The sequence below is a fragment of the Bacillus sp. BD59S genome, assembly GCF_007363175.1.
Classification (GTDB): Bacteria; Bacillota; Bacilli; order Bacillales; family Bacillaceae_G; genus Bacillus_A; species Bacillus_A pacificus.
Window position 1 is genome coordinate 206,509 of record NZ_CP034686.1, and the last position, 17,814, is coordinate 224,322.

Here is a 17,814-nt window from a genome sequence, read left to right on the forward strand (position 1 = left end):
GTGAGGGCTGATAATCAGTAGGGGATGAAGAACCCCCCCACTGATTAAAGTTTCACTTTATATATGTATGAAGAAAGTTAAGTGGAAAAAGTATAGAAAACCAATAAGTGGTGTCATTTAATTATTTGTGGAAGTTGCATTTTATTTCAAATAGGAACTACCTATTTTTATAAAAAGTGCTAAAATAGAAAAATGAAAACAATTGGTTAGGGTGATTTCAGTGACAAAAATTAAATTAGGTTTATTATATGGTGGAAAATCAGCTGAGCATCAAGTTTCGCTACAAACGGCTCTTGCTGCTATTAAAGCATTAAATCAAGATAAATTCGAGATTCATCCAATTTACATTACAGAACAAGGTCAATGGGTACGCGGTGAGCGTATTGAAGGTGAAGTGACAGATGTTGAAGTTCTAAAAATGAGCGGGGCAGAAAATGCGATTTCTCCGTTATCATTAAGCACAGAAATCATTCCATCGGCAGGTTCTGAGGAAAATGCTATTGACGTTATTTTCCCATTACTACATGGACCAAATGGTGAAGATGGAACGGTTCAAGGATTATTAGAATTGATGAATATTCCTTATGTAGGAAATGGTGTTCTAGCATCTGCTGCTGGTATGGATAAAGTTATTATGAAAAACATTTTTGCGGAAGCTGGATTGAAGCAAGCAAAATATGCATCATTCATTCGTAGCGCATGGGAAAAAGATCGTGAAACAGCATATGAAAAGGTAGAAGAAGTATTAGGATATCCTTGCTTCGTAAAACCAGCAAACCTTGGTTCAAGTGTTGGGATTAATAAGTGTAAAAATCGTGAAGAACTTGAGAATGCATTTGAAGAGGCATTCCAATTTGACCGCAAAATTATTGTAGAAGAAAATATTGTTGGACGTGAAGTAGAAGTTGGTGTATTAGGTAATGATGAGCCGAAATGTTCAGTTGTAGGTGAAATCGTACCGAAAAAAGACTTCTATGATTATAAGTCGAAATACATCGATGGCGATACAGCGTTGATTATTCCAGCTGAAATGACAGAAGAAGAGTCTAACGTTATTAAGCGAGATGCAATTATTGCATTCCAATCGTTAGATGGTGCGGGCTTAACAAGAGCTGATTTCTTCTTAACGAAAGATGGAGAAGTATATATTAACGAAGTGAATACGATGCCAGGATTTACGCCGTTTAGTATGTTCCCTCTATTATGGCAACATACTGGATTACCGTATCCGGAATTAATTGAAGAGCTAATTCGTTTAGCAATGGAGCGTCACGAAGAAAAACAAAAAATTAAATATACAATCTAACAAAAAAGGAGGAGGCACTATTCGCAGGAATAGTGCTTCCTCTATGTGAGGAGTGTTTTTTATGATAAATCGAACGTTAAAACAAGTAGAACAAATGACAAATGGTACGGGATTAGCAGAGCAATATGAGGGGACTACTATACAAGGAGTGTCTATTGATACGAGAAAAATCGAAAAAGGAAACTTATATGTTCCGATTCAAGGTGAACGTTTCGATGGACATGCTTTTGTAGATAAAGCTGTTGAAAATGGAGCTGTGGCGACATTATGGATGAAAGATGTAGCAAATCCACCTGAGAATCTTCCGGTTATTTTTGTAGAAGACACGCTATCAGCATTACAAATGTTAGCAAAAAACTATCGCGACCAATTGGATGTTAAAGTGATTGGTGTGACAGGTAGTAACGGTAAAACATCTACAAAAGATATTGTAACAAGTCTTCTTGCGACTAAATTCAAAGTTCAAAAAACAGAAGGAAACTTCAATAATCATATCGGGCTACCTCTTACTATTTTAAACTTAGAAGAAAATACAGAAGTGGCTGTATTAGAAATGGGAATGTCAAGCCGCGGGGAAATTGAATTCCTATCTAAGTTAGCTCGTCCAAATGCAGCTATCATTACGAACATTGGTGAAGCGCATTTAATGGACTTAGGCTCTCGTGAGGCAATTGCTGAAGCGAAATTAGAAATTGTGACAGGACTACAAGAAGGTGGAGTGTTCGTATATAACGGAGACGAGCCATTATTAACGAATCGTGTTCCTGAAATGAATTTAATAGCTGAAACAGTTACGTTTGGTGATGCTAGAGCAAATGATTACTATCCAACGACTGTAACGTTACAAGCAACTGGGACACACTTTAAAATGAATAGAGAAGAAAACATTTCATTCTATCTACCGGTATTAGGGAAACACAATGTGTATAATACGCTTGCTTCTATGGCAATTGCGAAACACTTTGGTGTAACGTGGGAAGAGATGAAAGAAGGTTTAGTAACACTTCAAATGACAGGCATGCGTATGGAAATTGTAAAAACAAATAGTGGATTAACAATTATCAACGATGCTTATAATGCAAGTCCAACGGCTATGGAAGCAGCATTCCACCTAATGAATGGTTTAGATGGATTCTCTAAAAAAATTGTTGTTCTCGGCGATATGTTAGAGCTTGGAGATCAAGAAGTACAGTTTCATTATGAGGTAGGTAAATTAATCGATCCAGCAAAAATCTCCTATGTGTTCACATATGGTAAATTAGGGGCTCAAATTGCTGAAGGAGCGAAAATTAATTTCCCTAACGAACGTGTAAAGGCTTATGATAATAAAGAAGAGTTAGTAAAAGAGTTGCAAGCAGTAGTCGATGCAAAAGATGTTGTATTAGTAAAAGCATCTCGCGGTATGAAATTGGAAGAAGTAATTACGATGTTGAAATAATTGGTGTATATAAATAGGGATGATAGCTACGAAAAAAGAAGAAACTTATAATAAGCGCTTACAGTAAATATAAAAAAATAAAAGTGAAGAAAAAACCTCTGAATATGAAAATAAGGTAACAGTTGGGTTTGCTTTTTACACATACAAAACTTATAATTGATAAAGTGTAATAACGTTTAGAAGTATTTTCGTGAAGAATATACGCCCGTTTATATACGTGAGCATTCAGGAAAAGGGCTTTTCCGCAAATTCGGAAAACGCCTTTTTTTAAATGATAAGTATAGGATAGAAAAGGAGAAGTAACATTGACAACATTTCGAGAATTAGGATTAAGTGATTCTTTACTGCAATCTGTTGAAAGTATGGGCTTTGAAGAGGCTACGCCAATTCAAGCTGAAACAATTCCACATGCATTGCAAGGTAAGGATATTATTGGGCAAGCACAAACAGGTACAGGGAAAACAGCAGCATTCGGATTACCACTATTAGATAAAGTGGATACACATAAAGAATCGGTTCAAGGTATTGTTATCGCGCCAACGCGTGAATTAGCAATTCAAGTTGGAGAAGAGCTATACAAAATTGGTAAACATAAACGCGTTCGTATCTTACCAATTTACGGTGGTCAAGATATTAACCGCCAAATTCGTGCTCTAAAAAAACACCCACACATTATTGTTGGTACGCCGGGTCGTATTTTAGATCATATTAACCGTAAAACACTTCGCTTACAAAACGTAGAGACAGTTGTTCTTGACGAAGCGGATGAAATGTTAAACATGGGCTTCATTGAAGATATTGAAGCAATTTTAACAGATGTGCCAGAAACACACCAAACATTACTATTCTCAGCGACAATGCCGGACCCAATCCGTCGAATTGCTGAGCGTTTCATGACTGAGCCTCAACACATTAAAGTAAAAGCAAAAGAAGTAACAATGCCAAACATTCAGCAGTTCTATTTAGAAGTGCAAGAAAAGAAAAAGTTTGACGTATTAACACGCTTATTAGACATTCAATCTCCAGAGCTTGCGATTGTATTCGGTCGTACAAAGCGTCGTGTTGATGAATTATCAGAAGCATTAAATTTACGTGGTTATGCTGCGGAAGGTATCCATGGTGATTTAACTCAGGCGAAACGTATGTCTGTATTACGTAAGTTCAAAGAAGGTTCTATTGAAGTTCTTGTTGCAACAGACGTTGCTGCGCGTGGTCTTGATATTTCAGGTGTAACACACGTATACAACTTCGATATTCCACAAGATCCAGAATCATACGTTCACCGTATTGGCCGTACTGGTCGTGCAGGTAAAAAAGGTATTGCAATGCTATTTGTAACACCACGTGAATCTGGACAATTAAAAAATATTGAGCGTACAACAAAACGTAAAATGGACCGCATGGATGCACCAACACTTGACGAGGCACTAGAAGGTCAACAACGTTTAATCGCTGAAAAACTTCAAAACACAATTGAAAATGAAAACTTAGCATACTACAAGCGTATTGCAGAAGAAATGTTAGAAGAGAACGACTCTGTAACAGTAGTAGCTGCTGCTTTAAAAATGATGACAAAAGAGCCAGATACAACTCCAATCGCTTTAACATCAGAACCACCAGTTGTTTCAAGAGGTGGCGGTTCTAAAAAACGTGGCGGTAACGGAGGCGGATACCGTGATGGTAACCGTAATCGTAGTCGTGATGGACGCGGTGGCGATGGTCGTAACCGTGACCGTAATCGTGATGGTCGTAATCGTGACGGTAACCGTGATCGCAATCGTGAAGGTAGCCGTGAAGGTAACCGTGGTCGTCGTGGTGAAGGTCAAGGTCGCCCAGGATCTTCAAACGGACGCGGCGAAAGAAAACATCATAGCCGTAAGCCACAAGCTTAATAATAAAAAAAGAGAATGCCCTTTTCCGGCATTCTCTTTTTTTATTTCTGTAATTGTACATACTACATAATAACTTGTGTAGAAATGAGGTGCTACATGCTTGTAAGACTTGGGTATGTTGCGATGAGTGTACATTTAAAAAATGCATCTCCGTCTCAAACGATGACGTACGCGCAGTTTCAAAAAATAGATGATCGGGAAGCGGCGATTCGTAAACTTGAAAGAATTGCTAATTCTAATTTGGAAAATTGCTTACGGTTATTAAAGCATAATAAAGGCCATGATATATCCTTTTTTCGACTTAGCTCTAAGTTGATTCCTTTAGCGAATCATGATGAGTTGTTAGAGTGGAACTACATTCGTCCCTTAAAAGAAAATTTAAAAGTGCTAGGTGAGTACGCTATTCGAATGAATATGCGTATTGATTTTCATCCAGATCATTTTGTTGTACTCAATTCACCTGAGGAGAATATTTTTAAACAATCTGTCAAGACATTACAAATGCATAGAAAATTATTAAAAGGTATGGGAATTGAACATAAGCAACGATGTGTAATGCATGTTGGTGGCGGATATAAAGATAAAGAGCTCGCATTAGAGCGTTTTATAGAGAATTGGTCTAATGTCCCAAGAGGTATTCAGGAAATGATTATGTTAGAAAATGATGATACAACTTTTACGCTCGAGGACACATTATATTTAGGAGAAAAGTTGGACATTCCCGTTGTATTTGATTTACATCATCATATGATGAATCATGAGCGAGAAGATTGGCATGAAGATTGGGCGCGTGTTGTACATACGTGGGAATCGTCTTTGTTACCGGTGAAAATGCACATTTCTAGTCCTAGAGAGGGAAAAGACCCAAGGGCACATGCGGACTTTATTAATGTAGATACTTTTTTATCTTTTTTAAAAAAGATAAAAGGAAGTGTTCCGCAAATTGATTGTATGATTGAAGCGAAGAAGAAGGATGAGTCTTTATTTCAACTCATGAGAGATTTAAGTGAACAAACAGATGTAGAGATTGTCGATGGTGCGAGCTTTTATATTAAATGAGCTCTGCACCATCGAGTTTTTTTGCCCCGCTATTTGCGAGCTGTAAGACTCCTACCTCAAAATTTGGTGAATACGAGGGGGAGGTGGGAGATTAACTGCCCGTAAAAGCCCGATTGGTGTGGGCTAATAATCGGTGGGGGATGGACAAAACCCCCACTGATTAAAGTTTCACTTTATTAATAAAGGAGTGCAAATACCACCAATGATCAATCCTGTTAAATGGCTGATAGGGTTGGCAGAGGGATTGAAGAAAGTGAATAGTAGTAATATACATATCATGATTGAAAAAATAGCGATGTCTCTTGGATTGGAAGAACGATATCGGCTATACAATAGAAATAATTGTGCACCTAGCAATCCGAAAATACCACCAGATGCCCCGGCATGAATGTATTCATGAGGCATAATTAGATAAGAGGAAATATTTCCGAGAATGCCGGAAAGGAAAAAAATAGTGATGAAAGAAAAGTGCCCTAGTTGTTTTTCAATAGAAGAGCCAAGTACGAATAAACAAATACTATTAGCAAGAAAATGTTGTAAGTCTACATGTACGAGCAGGGAAGTTATGAGACGCCACCATTCTCCTTTAGCGATATATTCATTATAAGCTGCCATAGGAAAGAGGAAAAAATCGCCTAGTATAATCATGATTAATTGTATGAGAAGTAAAGCTATGACGATTGGTTGTAAGGAAATGCGGGCGGATGGTATTAGCATGTTGTGAGTATCACTCCTTTTGCATCAGAAAGATTCTCTGTTATTCTTACAATATGAAAAAAGAAAGCTAAATAGAAGAAGGGGATTTTGAAATGATTGTAGGGATTGGAATCGATATTATTGAATTAAATCGAATTGAAAAAATGCTAGATGGAAAGCTTAAATTTATGGAACGTATTTTAACTGAAAATGAACGTAATGTTGCTAAGGGGCTGAAGGGAAGTCGCCTTACAGAGTTTGTAGCTGGAAGATTTGCAGCGAAAGAGGCGTATTCAAAAGCGGTAGGGACTGGTATCGGGAAAGAAGTGAGTTTTTTAGATATTGAAGTAAGAAATGATGATAGAGGTAAGCCGATTCTTATTACAAGTACAGAGCATATTGTTCATTTATCAATTAGTCATAGTAAGGAATTTGCTGTTGCTCAAGTTGTTTTAGAAAGCTCGTCACGCTAGTCTGCATATTTTATATCTTTGTCTCATATATTTGTGGTAGCGATAAGGAAGGTACATCTTCCATTCATTTATAGGGGCAAAGGGGCTGAAGTGATGAAAAGGCGTCTGTTTTTAGTTCTTGTCGGTTTATTAACCGTTTTTGCGTTGGCCGGTTGTATGGAAAAGAAACAAGATGATGTTGTGAGAGATTTAGAGGCGAAAGTAAAAGGGTTGAAAAGTTATCAAGCTGAAGCGAAATTATCTATTAAAACAGGGAATGAGCCTCAGGAGTATAAGGTAGAAATATGGCATAAGGAACCTTCTTTTTATCGTGTGAATTTGCAGAATGCGAAAAAAGATCAAAGTCAAATTATTTTAAGGAATGAAGAAGGTGTATTTGTATTAACGCCAGCGCTTAATAAGAGTTTCCGTTTCCAAAGTGATTGGCCGCAAAATAGTAGCCAGGCTTATTTATACGAATCTCTTGTTAGAGATATTTTGCAGGATAAGAAAAGCCTTACTTTTGAAAAAACAGATAAGTATTATATCTTTAAAACAAAAACAAATTATCAACACCAAAACATGTTGCCGAAACAAGAGATTACATTGAAGAAAAGTGATTTAACACCAGTTTCGGTGAAGTTAATGGATAATGATCAAAATGTTCTTGTGAAAGTAGATTTCTCTAAAGTGAAATTTGATGCGAAGTTTGATAAAGGTGCATTTGATACGAAACAAAATATGTCTAGAGCGCAAGTAGATGTTCAAACGACAGCGAAAGAAGACAAACCATTTGCTATTTTGTATCCGCGTGATACGCCGCAAGGTATGACTTTGAAAGATGAAAAAGAGTTGAAGACAGACAGTGGCAAGCGTGCGATACTCACATACACTGGAAGTAAGAAATCCTTTACTTTAATACAAGAAAAGGCAAAAGTTGCAGAGGCTTCGTCAGCGATAAATGTAAGTGGAGAATTGGTTGATCTTGGCTTTACAATTGGAGCATTGACGAAAGACTCTTTAACGTGGTCGCATAACGGAGTAGAATATATGCTCGTGTCTAAAGGTTTAGAGCCGAAGGAGCTGTTAATGGTTGCTCGTTCAGTTACAGAGAAGCAAGTGAAGTAAACTTCTTAGACGTGGTGATATATGTGCACCACGTCTTTTCTTAGTTTGAAGGGTGGATTTCATAAAAGAAGCATATAAAAGAATAAGCTTCGCATATCGTGTATAAGGAAGTGTATTTATGGAAGAAGCACCATTTTACCGTGACACTTGGGTGGAAGTGGATTTAGATGCGATTTATAACAATATTACACACATTAAAAATTTCATTCCAAGTGATGTAGAGATTTTTGCTGTAGTTAAAGCGAATGCATATGGACACGATTATGTACCGGTAGCTAAAACGGCATTAGAAGCGGGGGCGACAAGGTTAGCAGTTGCTTTTTTAGATGAAGCTTTAGTGCTTCGAAGGGCTGGTATTACTGTGCCAATTTTAGTATTAGGTCCTTCCCCACCTCGTGATGTTAATGTAGCTGCTGAAAATGATGTAGCGTTAACTGTTTTTCAAAAAGAATGGGTGGATGAAGCAATCAAACTATGGGATGGTTCATCTAAAATGAAATACCATATTAATTTTGATAGTGGTATGGGGAGAATTGGGATACGCGAACGAAAAGAATTAAAGGGATTTTTAAAGAGTTTAGAAGGTGCACCATTTTTAGAATTAGAAGGGGTTTATACACATTTTGCAACAGCGGATGAGGTGGAGACTTCTTACTTTGATAAACAATATAACACATTTTTGCAGCAGTTAAGTTGGTTGAAAGAATTCGGAGTAGATCCTAAGTTTGTCCATACAGCTAATAGTGCTGCAACGCTACGTTTTCAAGGGATTACATTTAATGCAGTACGAATTGGCATTGCGATGTATGGGTTATCCCCGTCTGTAGAAATACGCCCTTTTTTACCGTTTAAATTAGAACCAGCGCTATCATTGCATACGAAAGTTGCTCATATTAAACAGGTGATTAAAGGGGATGGAATCAGCTATAACGTCACTTATCGAACGAAAACGGAAGAATGGATTGCGACTGTAGCGATTGGCTATGCAGATGGCTGGCTTAGAAGGTTACAAGGATTTGAAGTGCTTGTAAATGGTAAAAGGGTACCGATTGTAGGGCGAGTAACAATGGATCAGTTCATGATTCATCTTCCTTGTGAAGTGCCACTTGGTACGAAAGTTACACTCATTGGAAGACAAGGTGATGAGTATATTAGTGCTACTGAGGTTGCTGAATATTCCGGAACTATTAATTATGAAATTATTGCAACGATAAGCTTTCGGGTACCGAGAATATTTATACGGCATGGCAAGGTTGTAGAGGTAATTAATTATCTGAATAATATATAGAAGGTAGTATGATTTGCTTCTTGTCATTTGAGAGGGCTGTTCATTGGTTAGGAATAAGCTCGTTTTTGATGAGAAGCTTTGTACTTATAGTTACTTTTAACATAATTTAACGTGAATTTTGCGGAGAAACTCTTTCGATTCTTGTTTGTAATGAGATAAAAAATAAAAGAATATGAATGTTTTGTTTGTGAATTGGAAAACATAAGCAAGGAATAAGGAAGTCTTTGCAACAGGCTCCATACAATGGTATTATTACAATAGGTGTCATATATATATTTGGGTGTGTAGTTGACGGTGGAGGTGTATTTTTGTGTCCGAATCAAGTGTAACTACTGAAATCGTGGTTCGGTTGCCAAAGCAAATGGTAACGGAATTGGACGGAATTGGAAAACAAGAGAATAAGAATCGCCATGAACTAATTTGCCAGGCAACACAACTGTTATTGCGTCAACATAAGACGAAGAAACGCTACCAACATGAATCAATGCGACGTGGGTACATTGAAATGGGAAAAATTAATCTTGGTATTGCATCTGAAGCTTTCTTAGCAGAGTATGAAGCAGCTCATACAGTAGAACGCTTAGTTAGCGGGGGGTAATATTTTGATTGTAAAACGCGGCGACGTGTATTTTGCAGACCTTTCCCCAGTTGTTGGTTCTGAGCAAGGAGGCGTTCGTCCGGTTCTTGTCATTCAAAATGACATCGGAAATCGTTTTAGTCCAACGGTGATTGTAGCGGCTATTACTGCACAGATTCAAAAAGCTAAATTACCCACTCATGTGGAAATTGATGCGAAAAAGTACGGTTTTGAGAGAGATTCTGTTATTTTACTTGAGCAGATTCGAACAATCGATAAGCAGCGCTTAACGGACAAAATCACTCATTTAGATGAAGTGATGATGATTCGTGTAGATGAAGCGCTACAAATTAGTTTAGGACTAATAGATTTTTAAATCGGCAGTTTAAGTTGCTCTCTTTGAAGGGCAACTTTTTTTATTATAGAGGAGGTTACGGTTGTATATGGAAATGGTAGATAATCGACAAGCGTTAATGAAAATGTTAGTGAAGGAATTAGGCTTTACGGAAAAGCAAGTTCGTCATGTTATTCAATTAACAGAAGAAGGTAACACAGTTCCATTTATTGCTCGTTACCGAAAAGAATGGACAGGATCTTTAGATGAAGTGCAAATTCGTGCAATTTTAGAGAGATGGCAATATATGATGCAGCTTGAAGATAGGAAAGAAGAGGTTTTTCGTCTTATTGATGAAAAGGGAAAACTGACAGGTGAATTACGTCAGCAAATTGTGAAAGCTACAAAGTTGCAAGAAGTAGAAGATTTATATCGTCCGTATAAAGAGAAGAGAAGAACGAAAGCAACGATTGCAAAAGAAAAAGGATTAGAGCCATTAGCTAAATGGTTATTGTTATATACGAAAGAAGATCCGAATCAGAAGGCGATAGAGTTTATAAATGCCGAGAAAGAAGTGCAATCTGCAGAAGAAGCATTGCAAGGTGCTCAAGACATTATTGCAGAAATCGTTTCAGATGAAGCGGCATATCGTAGGTGGATTCGGAACGTTACTTTTAGAAAAGGTGTTATGTCTTCGGCTGTAAAAGATGAAGAGAAAGATGAAAAAAATATATATGAAATGTATTACAGCTATGAAGAACCGTTGCAGAAAGTCGTGCCGCATCGCGTATTAGCGATGAATCGAGGTGAGAAAGAAGATATATTGAGAGTTTCTGTTGTTCCACCAGTAGATGAGATAGTAACCTTCTTATATAAGAAAGTAATTCGTGATAACGATTCAAAAAGTGCACAGTATGTAAAGTTAGCAATAGAGGATGGTTATAAACGATTAATTCAATCCTCTATTGAAAGGGAGATTCGAAAAGAATTAACAGAAACAGCTGAGGAACAAGCGATACATATTTTTTCTGAGAACTTACGTAATTTGTTATTACAACCTCCAATGAAAGGAAAGGTTGTGTTAGCTGTAGACCCTGCATATAGAACGGGTTGTAAATTAGCTATCGTAGACGATACGGGGAAAGTTCTATATATTGATGTTATTTATCCGCATCCACCAGTGCGTAAATATGAAGATGCAAAAGCGAAAGTTCTTTCTATTATAGATAAATATCAGGTTGAAATGATTGCGATTGGGAATGGTACAGCTTCTAGAGAATCAGAAGAATTTATAGTTGATGTATTACAAAATGTGAAACGAGAAGTCTTCTATATTATTGTGAACGAAGCTGGTGCGAGTGTGTATTCGGCTTCTGATTTAGCCCGTGAGGAATTCCCGGATTTACAGGTTGAAGAAAGAAGTGCGGTTTCTATCGGCAGACGTCTGCAAGATCCGCTTGCTGAACTTGTAAAGATTGATCCGAAATCAGTTGGAGTTGGACAATATCAACATGATGTATCTCAAAAGAGATTAAATGAATCATTAACATTTGTAGTAGAGACGGCAGTTAACCAAGTCGGTGTGAATGTAAATACAGCTTCCGTTGCGTTGTTGCAATATGTTTCGGGTTTATCAAAAACTGTTGCGAAAAATATTGTAGCAAAGCGTGAAGAAGAAGGGAAATTTACAAAACGAACAGACTTAAAGAAAATACCACGTCTAGGCGCGAAGACATATGAACAATGTATAGGTTTCTTACGTATATTAGAAGGGGCAAATCCGTTAGACCGTACAGGTATTCATCCAGAACAATATAAAAATGTTGAATTGTTATTGAAGAGTCTGGGATTATCAAAAGATGATGTAGGGCAACCACAGTTACAAAAGAGTTTAGAAGAAGTGGAGATTTCTAAGTTGTCCCAAGAAACGGGAGTAGGAGAGCCAACATTAGTCGATATTATAGATGCTCTCATTAGTCCAGAGCGAGACATGAGGGATGAGTTGCCTAAACCACTTCTGAAAAAAGGGATTTTGAAATTAGAAGATTTAAAACGTGGTATGGAACTGGAAGGAACAGTTCGTAACGTTGTTGATTTTGGTGCTTTTGTTGATGTAGGTGTGAAACAAGATGGTTTAGTACATATTTCTAAACTAAGCAAACAATACGTGAAGCATCCGTTAGATGTTGTATCTGTCGGACAAATCGTCAAAGTATGGGTAGATGATATTGATACGAAAAAAGGTCGCGTTGCATTATCTATGTTGCCGATTGAATAGTAAGAGAAGAGAGCAGATGAAACTGCTCTTTTTTTATAGGATAAAATGTGTAATGGATTAGGAACTTTGATGTATTTTGCTATAATAAAACCAGCATTCATTTAATAATTTAATTTGATACCGGTTTTTTTCAAAATATGCGCGTTGCATTTGTTTTTTGAGCCATGTAGGCATAGGAATCCCTCCTTGTTTGATCCTACTCTCATAAATGTAAGGTACTATTAATGAGAGGTTGGTGAGTGGATTTCTATTTTTGCTATGTTTTTAGAAACCACGCTTCTTGAATGAGGATGGGTATATGTACTATTTAATATATGTATAAGAGAGGAGAAAAGTGTAAAAATATTTTTTTGTTTAGGGGGAATGAAAATGGATGAGCAAGAAATACAGCGGCTAGTTGAAGAAGTATCACTACAATATTTCGGAATGCCATTTTTACATAAGGCAATGTTTAATAGTAGGTTGCGCACAACTGGCGGACGTTATCTATTGAAGACACACAATATTGAACTGAATTATCGATATTACGAAATGTATGGGAAAGAAGAATTAGTTGGCATTGTTAAACATGAACTTTGTCATTATCACTTACATATTACAGGACGAGGGTATAAGCATCGGGATAAGGATTTTCGAGAACTATTAAAGGCAGTTGATGCACCACGCTTTTGTAAACGAATGATGAATGAAGAGAAGGAAAAAAAGGTTTATGTGTATGAATGTATGGAGTGTTTGCTTCAATATGTAAGAAGACGTCAAATTAATACAAAAAGATATGTCTGCGGAAAGTGTAAAGGTAAACTAAATCTGATAAAGAAAACATCTTGACAGTGAAAACGCAATCCAGTATATTATAAACATGTCACGTTTGTACAAGATGTTGCGAAAAAACCTCTTGACTTACAATGAGAAATTTTATAAGATACAAATTGTCTTTATTATTCCGCAGTAGCTCAGTGGTAGAGCTATCGGCTGTTAACCGATCGGTCGTAGGTTCGAGTCCTACCTGCGGAGCCATACAGAGAAGTACCCAAGTGGCTCAAGGGGCTCCCCTGCTAAGGGAGTAGATCGCGAACGCGGTGCGAGGGTTCGAATCCCTTCTTCTCTGCCATTCATATTGGCCCGTTGGTCAAGTGGTTAAGACACCGCCCTTTCACGGCGGTAACACGGGTTCGAATCCCGTACGGGTCACCACTTCGGAGGATTAGCTCAGCTGGGAGAGCACCTGCCTTACAAGCAGGGGGTCGGCGGTTCGATCCCGTCATCCTCCACCATAATAGTATAATGAAAAGTAAAATGACATTAATGTAAAGATTAAATGGTCCCGTGGTGTAGTGGTTAACATGCCTGCCTGTCACGCAGGAGATCGCCGGTTCGACCCCGGTCGGGACCGCCATTTTAACTTCTGCTAATTGGCAGTTGTTTTTTATTGGTCATTATGGTACAATAACATTTGTCTTTGAAAATGAGATAAGTATTTCGATGGGCTATAGCCAAGCGGTAAGGCAACGGACTTTGACTCCGTCATGCGCTGGTTCGAATCCAGCTAGCCCAGCCATTTACGAGCCATTAGCTCAGTTGGTAGAGCATCTGACTTTTAATCAGAGGGTCGAAGGTTCGAGTCCTTCATGGCTCACTTTTGTTTTTTTCGCGCGGTCGTGGCGGAACGGCAGACGCGCTAGGTTGAGGGCCTAGTGGGGGAAACCCTGTGGAGGTTCAAGTCCTCTCGGCCGCATCAAAAATCTTTTTTAAAAAGTACTTGCATTTGAAAATGTAGTATGATAAGATAATTGAGTCGCCAAAATACAACGACGAAAAAACATCATGAATAAGCGCCCGTAGCTCAATTGGATAGAGCGTTTGACTACGGATCAAGAGGTTAGGGGTTCGACTCCTCTCGGGCGCGCCAATTACGGGAAGTGGCTCAGCTTGGTAGAGCACCTGGTTTGGGACCAGGGGGTCGCAGGTTCAAATCCTGTCTTCCCGACCACGCGGGTGTAGTTTAGTGGTAAAACAAGAGCCTTCCAAGCTCTGGTCGAGAGTTCGATTCTCTTCACCCGCTTTTAGTTCTTTGAAAACTGAACGAAACAAACAACGTGAAACGTCAATTTTTATTTTAGATGCTAGACAAACTAACTTTATTGGAGAGTTTGATCCTGGCTCAGGATGAACGCTGGCGGCGTGCCTAATACATAACCCGAAGGTCGCAGGTTCAAATCCTGTCCCCGCAACCAAATGGTCCCGTGGTGTAGTGGTTAACATGCCTGCCTGTCACGCAGGAGATCGCCGGTTCGACCCCGGTCGGGACCGCCATTTTATATAAAGAAAAGAACGAAACATGTTGTTTCGTATTTTTTTATTTGTTTTAACAAAAAACTAATAAAGACAGTCAAACTATCCTTAGGAAAACTCCTAAGGACTTTTTTATATATTCAAAACCTGTATAATAAAGAGCAGAGAACATTGTGAGTAAAGTAGGTGAAGTCTGTGAGTAAATATGAAATAACAACAAAATCATCTGAGGAAACACAAAGATTATCAGAAAAACTTGGTGAACTTGCTCGGGCACAAGATGTAATTATTTTAGAAGGAGATCTTGGAGCTGGTAAGACGACTTTTACAAAAGGACTAGCAAAAGGTCTTGGAGTGAAAAGAGTTGTAAATAGCCCTACCTTTAATATTATTAAAGAATATAAAGGGAGATTACCGCTATATCATATGGACGTGTATCGCTTAGCAGAAAGTGAAGAAGACTTAGGTTTTGATGAGTATTTCTACGGTGAAGGAATTACGGTAGTAGAATGGGCTCATTTAATAGAAGCATATTTACCAAATGAGAAGCTACAAATTAGTTTATTCCATGCTGGAGATGACACAAGAAACATTGTACTCGAGCCGATTGGAGATCGCTATATTAGATTATGTGAGGAGCTATTACAAGATGAAAGTACTAGCAATTGATACTTCAAATTACGTAATGGGTGTATCCCTTATTGAAGAAGGAAACGTAATTGGGGAAATCATTACAAATTTAACAAAAAATCATTCTGTGCGTCTTATGCCAGCTGTAGAACAACTGTTAAAAGAATGTGGTGTAAAACCGAAAGAATTAACTAAAATAGTTGTAGCTGCTGGACCAGGATCATATACAGGTGTTCGTATAGGCGTGACAGCTGCCAAAACATTAGCTTGGTCACTTCAAATACCAATTGTAGGTGTATCAAGTTTAGAAGTAGTGGCTGCAAACGGAGCTAATTTTGATGGGTTAATCTGTCCTTTATTCGATGGAAGACGTGGACAAATTTATACGGGCTTATATACATATGAAGGAGAGGGTTTAACTTCTATAGAAGAAGACCGAATCATCCTTATTGTAGACTGGTTGCAAATGTTAAAGGATAAAGGAAAGCCTGTTTTATTTATTGGTAACGATGTGAAACTACACAAAGAAACAATTATTGAACATTTAGGCGATCAAGCTGTATTTGCTCCTTTCACTAAAAATAACCCAAGACCAAGTGAGCTAGCGTTCTTAGGATTACAAAAAGAAGAACAAGATGTACATTCATTTGTTCCTAGTTACCTTCGTTTAGCTGAAGCTGAAACAAAGTGGTTAGAAAGTCAAAACAAGTAGGAGCTTGCAGAGGATGGATATGATATTTAGAAAGATGGAACTCGATGATATCGCTCAAATTGTAGCAATTGAAGAAGCATCTTTTTCAACTCCTTGGACTGCAGATGCCTTTTACCGCGAGTTAACGATGAATGAACATGCACATTATGTTGTGCTAGAAAAAGATGGTCGTGTAATTGGATATTGTGGATTGTGGATAATTATTGATGAATCACATATAACAAATATAGCTATTTTGCCAGAATATAGAGGTCAAAAGCTAGGAGATGCTTTATTGAAAGAAGTTATTTCCGAAGCGAAAGCTCTAGGGGTAAAAACGATGACACTTGAAGTACGTGTATCAAATGAAGTAGCAAAGCAGTTGTACAGAAAATACGGATTTCAAAATGGTGGAATTCGTAAACGATACTATGCAGACAATCAGGAAGATGGTCTCGTAATGTGGGTGAATATATAATGGAAAAAAATACGATTATACTTGGTATTGAAACAAGTTGTGATGAAACAGCAGTAGCGGTTGTTAAAAATGGAACGGAAATTATTGCGAATGTCGTTGCATCACAAATTGAAAGTCATAAACGTTTTGGTGGAGTTGTACCAGAGATTGCATCCCGTCATCATGTAGAAGAAATTACAGTTGTGTTAGAAGAAGCTTTAAAAGAAGCGAATATTACATTTGATGATATTGATGCAATTGCTGTAACAGAAGGTCCTGGTTTAGTAGGAGCGCTTTTAATAGGGGTAAATGCAGCGAAAGCAGTGGCTTTTGCACATGATATCCCTCTAGTGGGTGTTCATCATATCGCTGGCCACATTTATGCGAATCGTTTAGTAAAAGAAGTTCAATTCCCATTGCTATCACTTGTGGTATCTGGTGGACATACAGAGCTTGTTTATATGAAAGAACATGGTTCATTTGAAGTAATTGGTGAAACGCGAGATGATGCAGCAGGAGAGGCATATGATAAAGTAGCTCGTACGTTATCTATGCCATATCCAGGTGGTCCCCATATTGATCGTCTTGCACATGAAGGGAAACCAACAATCGATTTACCTCGTGCATGGCTGGAACCTGATTCATATGATTTCAGTTTTAGCGGATTAAAATCAGCAGTTATCAACACTGTGCATAACGCAAAACAACGTGGGATAGAAATTGCACCGGAAGATTTAGCAGCAAGTTTCCAAGAGAGTGTAATTGATGTGTTAGTAACGAAAGCATCTCGTGCAGCAGATGCTTATAACGTAAAGCAAGTGCTTCTTGCTGGTGGAGTAGCTGCGAATAAAGGACTTCGTGCACGTTTAGAAGGAGAATTTGCACAAAAAGAAAATGTAGAGCTAATTATTCCTCCTCTATCTTTATGCACAGATAATGCAGCAATGATTGCAGCGGCAGGTACAATTGCATATGAACAAGGAAAACGTGCTACATTAGCTTTAAATGCTAATCCGGGATTAGATATCGAAGCATAGTTATACACAAAATTAACCACAGCTTGTGGATAAAACCCATATTATCTGTTGATAATATGGGTTTTATTGTGTATATAAAATGTTGATAACTTTTTTGTTGATTGTGGATAATGTGGAAAAGTTATTTAGATGTTTATTTTATAAAGGTGGATATGTGTATAAACTTGTGGATAAAATAGATGAAGTCTGACCTTTGAATCTATCCTTTTTCGGGAAATAAAAACGAAGAAGGTATCTCTAAAAAACATTTTGAAATATG

17 protein-coding genes and 12 tRNA genes are annotated in these 17,814 nt (G+C 37.8%); 27 read left to right on the forward strand and 2 right to left on the reverse strand.

Annotation, left to right across the window (positions count from 1 at the left end):
• Nucleotides 1-220: 220 nt before the first annotated feature.
• The 4 genes from EKQ63_RS03060 (at nucleotide 221) to uvsE (ending at nucleotide 5,695) form a co-directional block, all read left to right on the forward strand.
• Nucleotides 221-1,306, forward strand: coding sequence for a D-alanine--D-alanine ligase (locus tag EKQ63_RS03060; protein ID WP_087952201.1), 1,086 nt, complete (start codon nucleotides 221-223; stop codon nucleotides 1,304-1,306).
• Nucleotides 1,307-1,367: 61 nt separating this feature from the next.
• Complete coding sequence (gene murF, locus EKQ63_RS03065; RefSeq protein ID WP_087996339.1) at nucleotides 1,368-2,744, forward strand: UDP-N-acetylmuramoyl-tripeptide--D-alanyl-D-alanine ligase; 1,377 nt, start codon at nucleotides 1,368-1,370, stop codon at nucleotides 2,742-2,744.
• A gap of 305 nt (nucleotides 2,745-3,049) precedes the next feature.
• Nucleotides 3,050-4,636 carry a degradosome RNA helicase CshA gene (locus tag EKQ63_RS03070; protein ID WP_087996337.1) on the forward strand — a complete coding sequence of 529 codons (1,587 nt, stop codon included), beginning with the start codon at nucleotides 3,050-3,052 and terminating at the stop codon, nucleotides 4,634-4,636.
• Nucleotides 4,637-4,732: 96 nt separating this feature from the next.
• Nucleotides 4,733-5,695 carry a UV DNA damage repair endonuclease UvsE gene (gene uvsE / locus EKQ63_RS03075; RefSeq protein ID WP_087952199.1) on the forward strand — a complete coding sequence of 321 codons (963 nt, stop codon included), beginning with the start codon at nucleotides 4,733-4,735 and terminating at the stop codon, nucleotides 5,693-5,695.
• Nucleotides 5,696-5,863: 168 nt separating this feature from the next.
• Here uvsE and EKQ63_RS03080 read toward each other — a convergent pair whose 3' ends face one another.
• Complete coding sequence (locus EKQ63_RS03080) at nucleotides 5,864-6,412, reverse strand: rhomboid family intramembrane serine protease (RefSeq protein ID WP_087952198.1); 549 nt, start codon at nucleotides 6,410-6,412, stop codon at nucleotides 5,864-5,866.
• 92 nt (nucleotides 6,413-6,504) lie between these two features.
• Here EKQ63_RS03080 and acpS point away from each other — a divergent pair, with 92 nt between their 5' ends.
• The 6 genes from acpS (at nucleotide 6,505) to EKQ63_RS03110 (ending at nucleotide 12,448) form a co-directional block, all read left to right on the forward strand.
• Nucleotides 6,505-6,864, forward strand: a complete 360-nt coding sequence (acpS, locus tag EKQ63_RS03085; protein WP_000635039.1) for a holo-ACP synthase — start codon at nucleotides 6,505-6,507, stop codon at nucleotides 6,862-6,864.
• 156 nt (nucleotides 6,865-7,020) lie between these two features.
• Nucleotides 7,021-7,971, forward strand: a complete 951-nt coding sequence (locus EKQ63_RS03090) for a LolA family protein (RefSeq protein ID WP_143881751.1) — start codon at nucleotides 7,021-7,023, stop codon at nucleotides 7,969-7,971.
• Nucleotides 7,972-8,089: 118 nt separating this feature from the next.
• Entirely contained in the window at nucleotides 8,090-9,259 is a 1,170-nt protein-coding gene (gene alr / locus EKQ63_RS03095; RefSeq protein ID WP_087952195.1) for an alanine racemase, read from the forward strand.
• Between the two features lie 310 nt (nucleotides 9,260-9,569).
• Nucleotides 9,570-9,857: an antitoxin EndoAI gene (locus EKQ63_RS03100; protein ID WP_000004570.1), complete on the forward strand. Its 288-nt coding sequence runs from the start codon at nucleotides 9,570-9,572 to the stop codon at nucleotides 9,855-9,857.
• A gap of 4 nt (nucleotides 9,858-9,861) precedes the next feature.
• Nucleotides 9,862-10,212 carry a type II toxin-antitoxin system endoribonuclease NdoA gene (gene ndoA, locus EKQ63_RS03105; protein WP_000635963.1) on the forward strand — a complete coding sequence of 117 codons (351 nt, stop codon included), beginning with the start codon at nucleotides 9,862-9,864 and terminating at the stop codon, nucleotides 10,210-10,212.
• A 67-nt stretch (nucleotides 10,213-10,279) separates the two neighbouring features.
• The gene (locus tag EKQ63_RS03110) at nucleotides 10,280-12,448 is read left to right on the forward strand and encodes a Tex family protein (RefSeq protein ID WP_143880717.1); all 2,169 of its coding nucleotides are present in this window, start codon (nucleotides 10,280-10,282) and stop codon (nucleotides 12,446-12,448) included.
• A 57-nt stretch (nucleotides 12,449-12,505) separates the two neighbouring features.
• Here EKQ63_RS03110 and cmpA read toward each other — a convergent pair whose 3' ends face one another.
• On the reverse strand, nucleotides 12,506-12,622 hold the full coding sequence (cmpA, locus tag EKQ63_RS03115; protein ID WP_001143642.1) for a cortex morphogenetic protein CmpA: 117 nt from the start codon (nucleotides 12,620-12,622) through the stop codon (nucleotides 12,506-12,508).
• A gap of 195 nt (nucleotides 12,623-12,817) precedes the next feature.
• Between cmpA and EKQ63_RS03120 the strand changes: the two genes are divergently transcribed.
• The 17 genes from EKQ63_RS03120 (at nucleotide 12,818) to tsaD (ending at nucleotide 17,555) form a co-directional block, all read left to right on the forward strand.
• Nucleotides 12,818-13,276 carry a SprT family protein gene (locus EKQ63_RS03120; protein WP_062822141.1) on the forward strand — a complete coding sequence of 153 codons (459 nt, stop codon included), beginning with the start codon at nucleotides 12,818-12,820 and terminating at the stop codon, nucleotides 13,274-13,276.
• Between the two features lie 114 nt (nucleotides 13,277-13,390).
• A tRNA-Asn gene (locus EKQ63_RS03125) sits at nucleotides 13,391-13,465 on the forward strand.
• Nucleotides 13,466-13,468: 3 nt separating this feature from the next.
• Nucleotides 13,469-13,559: transfer RNA gene (locus tag EKQ63_RS03130), tRNA-Ser, on the forward strand.
• Between the two features lie 8 nt (nucleotides 13,560-13,567).
• Nucleotides 13,568-13,642 (forward strand) — tRNA-Glu (locus EKQ63_RS03135).
• Between the two features lie 4 nt (nucleotides 13,643-13,646).
• Nucleotides 13,647-13,722, forward strand: a tRNA-Val gene (locus EKQ63_RS03140).
• 46 nt (nucleotides 13,723-13,768) lie between these two features.
• Nucleotides 13,769-13,844: transfer RNA gene (locus tag EKQ63_RS03145), tRNA-Asp, on the forward strand.
• An 87-nt stretch (nucleotides 13,845-13,931) separates the two neighbouring features.
• A tRNA-Gln gene (locus EKQ63_RS03150) sits at nucleotides 13,932-14,006 on the forward strand.
• Nucleotides 14,007-14,011: 5 nt separating this feature from the next.
• Nucleotides 14,012-14,084: transfer RNA gene (locus EKQ63_RS03155), tRNA-Lys, on the forward strand.
• 16 nt (nucleotides 14,085-14,100) lie between these two features.
• Nucleotides 14,101-14,183, forward strand: a tRNA-Leu gene (locus EKQ63_RS03160).
• 97 nt (nucleotides 14,184-14,280) lie between these two features.
• Nucleotides 14,281-14,357: transfer RNA gene (locus EKQ63_RS03165), tRNA-Arg, on the forward strand.
• A 4-nt stretch (nucleotides 14,358-14,361) separates the two neighbouring features.
• Nucleotides 14,362-14,438 (forward strand) — tRNA-Pro (locus EKQ63_RS03170).
• 1 nt (nucleotide 14,439) lies between these two features.
• Nucleotides 14,440-14,510 (forward strand) — tRNA-Gly (locus tag EKQ63_RS03175).
• Between the two features lie 175 nt (nucleotides 14,511-14,685).
• A tRNA-Asp gene (locus EKQ63_RS03180) sits at nucleotides 14,686-14,761 on the forward strand.
• Between the two features lie 174 nt (nucleotides 14,762-14,935).
• Nucleotides 14,936-15,409, forward strand: a complete 474-nt coding sequence (gene tsaE, locus EKQ63_RS03185; RefSeq protein WP_062821991.1) for a tRNA (adenosine(37)-N6)-threonylcarbamoyltransferase complex ATPase subunit type 1 TsaE — start codon at nucleotides 14,936-14,938, stop codon at nucleotides 15,407-15,409.
• Nucleotides 15,390-16,082 (forward strand): tRNA (adenosine(37)-N6)-threonylcarbamoyltransferase complex dimerization subunit type 1 TsaB, encoded by a 693-nt coding sequence (tsaB, locus tag EKQ63_RS03190; protein WP_087952108.1) that lies wholly within the window; start codon nucleotides 15,390-15,392, stop codon nucleotides 16,080-16,082. The genes tsaE and tsaB overlap by 20 nt, the downstream gene beginning before the upstream one ends.
• A gap of 13 nt (nucleotides 16,083-16,095) precedes the next feature.
• Nucleotides 16,096-16,539, forward strand: a complete 444-nt coding sequence (gene rimI, locus EKQ63_RS03195; protein ID WP_140168528.1) for a ribosomal protein S18-alanine N-acetyltransferase — start codon at nucleotides 16,096-16,098, stop codon at nucleotides 16,537-16,539.
• Entirely contained in the window at nucleotides 16,539-17,555 is a 1,017-nt protein-coding gene (tsaD, locus tag EKQ63_RS03200) for a tRNA (adenosine(37)-N6)-threonylcarbamoyltransferase complex transferase subunit TsaD (RefSeq protein ID WP_143880718.1), read from the forward strand. Before rimI ends, tsaD begins: the two co-directional genes overlap by 1 nt.
• Nucleotides 17,556-17,814: the final 259 nt, after the last annotated feature.

Excerpts from the sequence above, each read along its gene's own strand:
- acpS (WP_000635039.1), top strand. The coding sequence starts at position 6,505 with ATGATTGTAGGGATTGGAATCGATATTATTGAATTAAATCGAATTGAA.
- EKQ63_RS03080 (WP_087952198.1), bottom strand. The coding sequence starts at position 6,412 with ATGCTAATACCATCCGCCCGCATTTCCTTACAACCAATCGTCATAGCT.
- murF (WP_087996339.1), top strand. The coding sequence starts at position 1,368 with ATGATAAATCGAACGTTAAAACAAGTAGAACAAATGACAAATGGTACG.
- EKQ63_RS03110 (WP_143880717.1), top strand. The coding sequence starts at position 10,280 with ATGGAAATGGTAGATAATCGACAAGCGTTAATGAAAATGTTAGTGAAG.
- tsaD (WP_143880718.1), top strand. The coding sequence starts at position 16,539 with ATGGAAAAAAATACGATTATACTTGGTATTGAAACAAGTTGTGATGAA.
- cmpA (WP_001143642.1), bottom strand. The coding sequence starts at position 12,622 with ATGCCTACATGGCTCAAAAAACAAATGCAACGCGCATATTTTGAAAAA.
- alr (WP_087952195.1), top strand. The coding sequence starts at position 8,090 with ATGGAAGAAGCACCATTTTACCGTGACACTTGGGTGGAAGTGGATTTA.
- uvsE (WP_087952199.1), top strand. The coding sequence starts at position 4,733 with ATGCTTGTAAGACTTGGGTATGTTGCGATGAGTGTACATTTAAAAAAT.
- tsaB (WP_087952108.1), top strand. The coding sequence starts at position 15,390 with ATGAAAGTACTAGCAATTGATACTTCAAATTACGTAATGGGTGTATCC.
- rimI (WP_140168528.1), top strand. The coding sequence starts at position 16,096 with ATGGATATGATATTTAGAAAGATGGAACTCGATGATATCGCTCAAATT.
- EKQ63_RS03090 (WP_143881751.1), top strand. The coding sequence starts at position 7,021 with ATGGAAAAGAAACAAGATGATGTTGTGAGAGATTTAGAGGCGAAAGTA.
- EKQ63_RS03120 (WP_062822141.1), top strand. The coding sequence starts at position 12,818 with ATGGATGAGCAAGAAATACAGCGGCTAGTTGAAGAAGTATCACTACAA.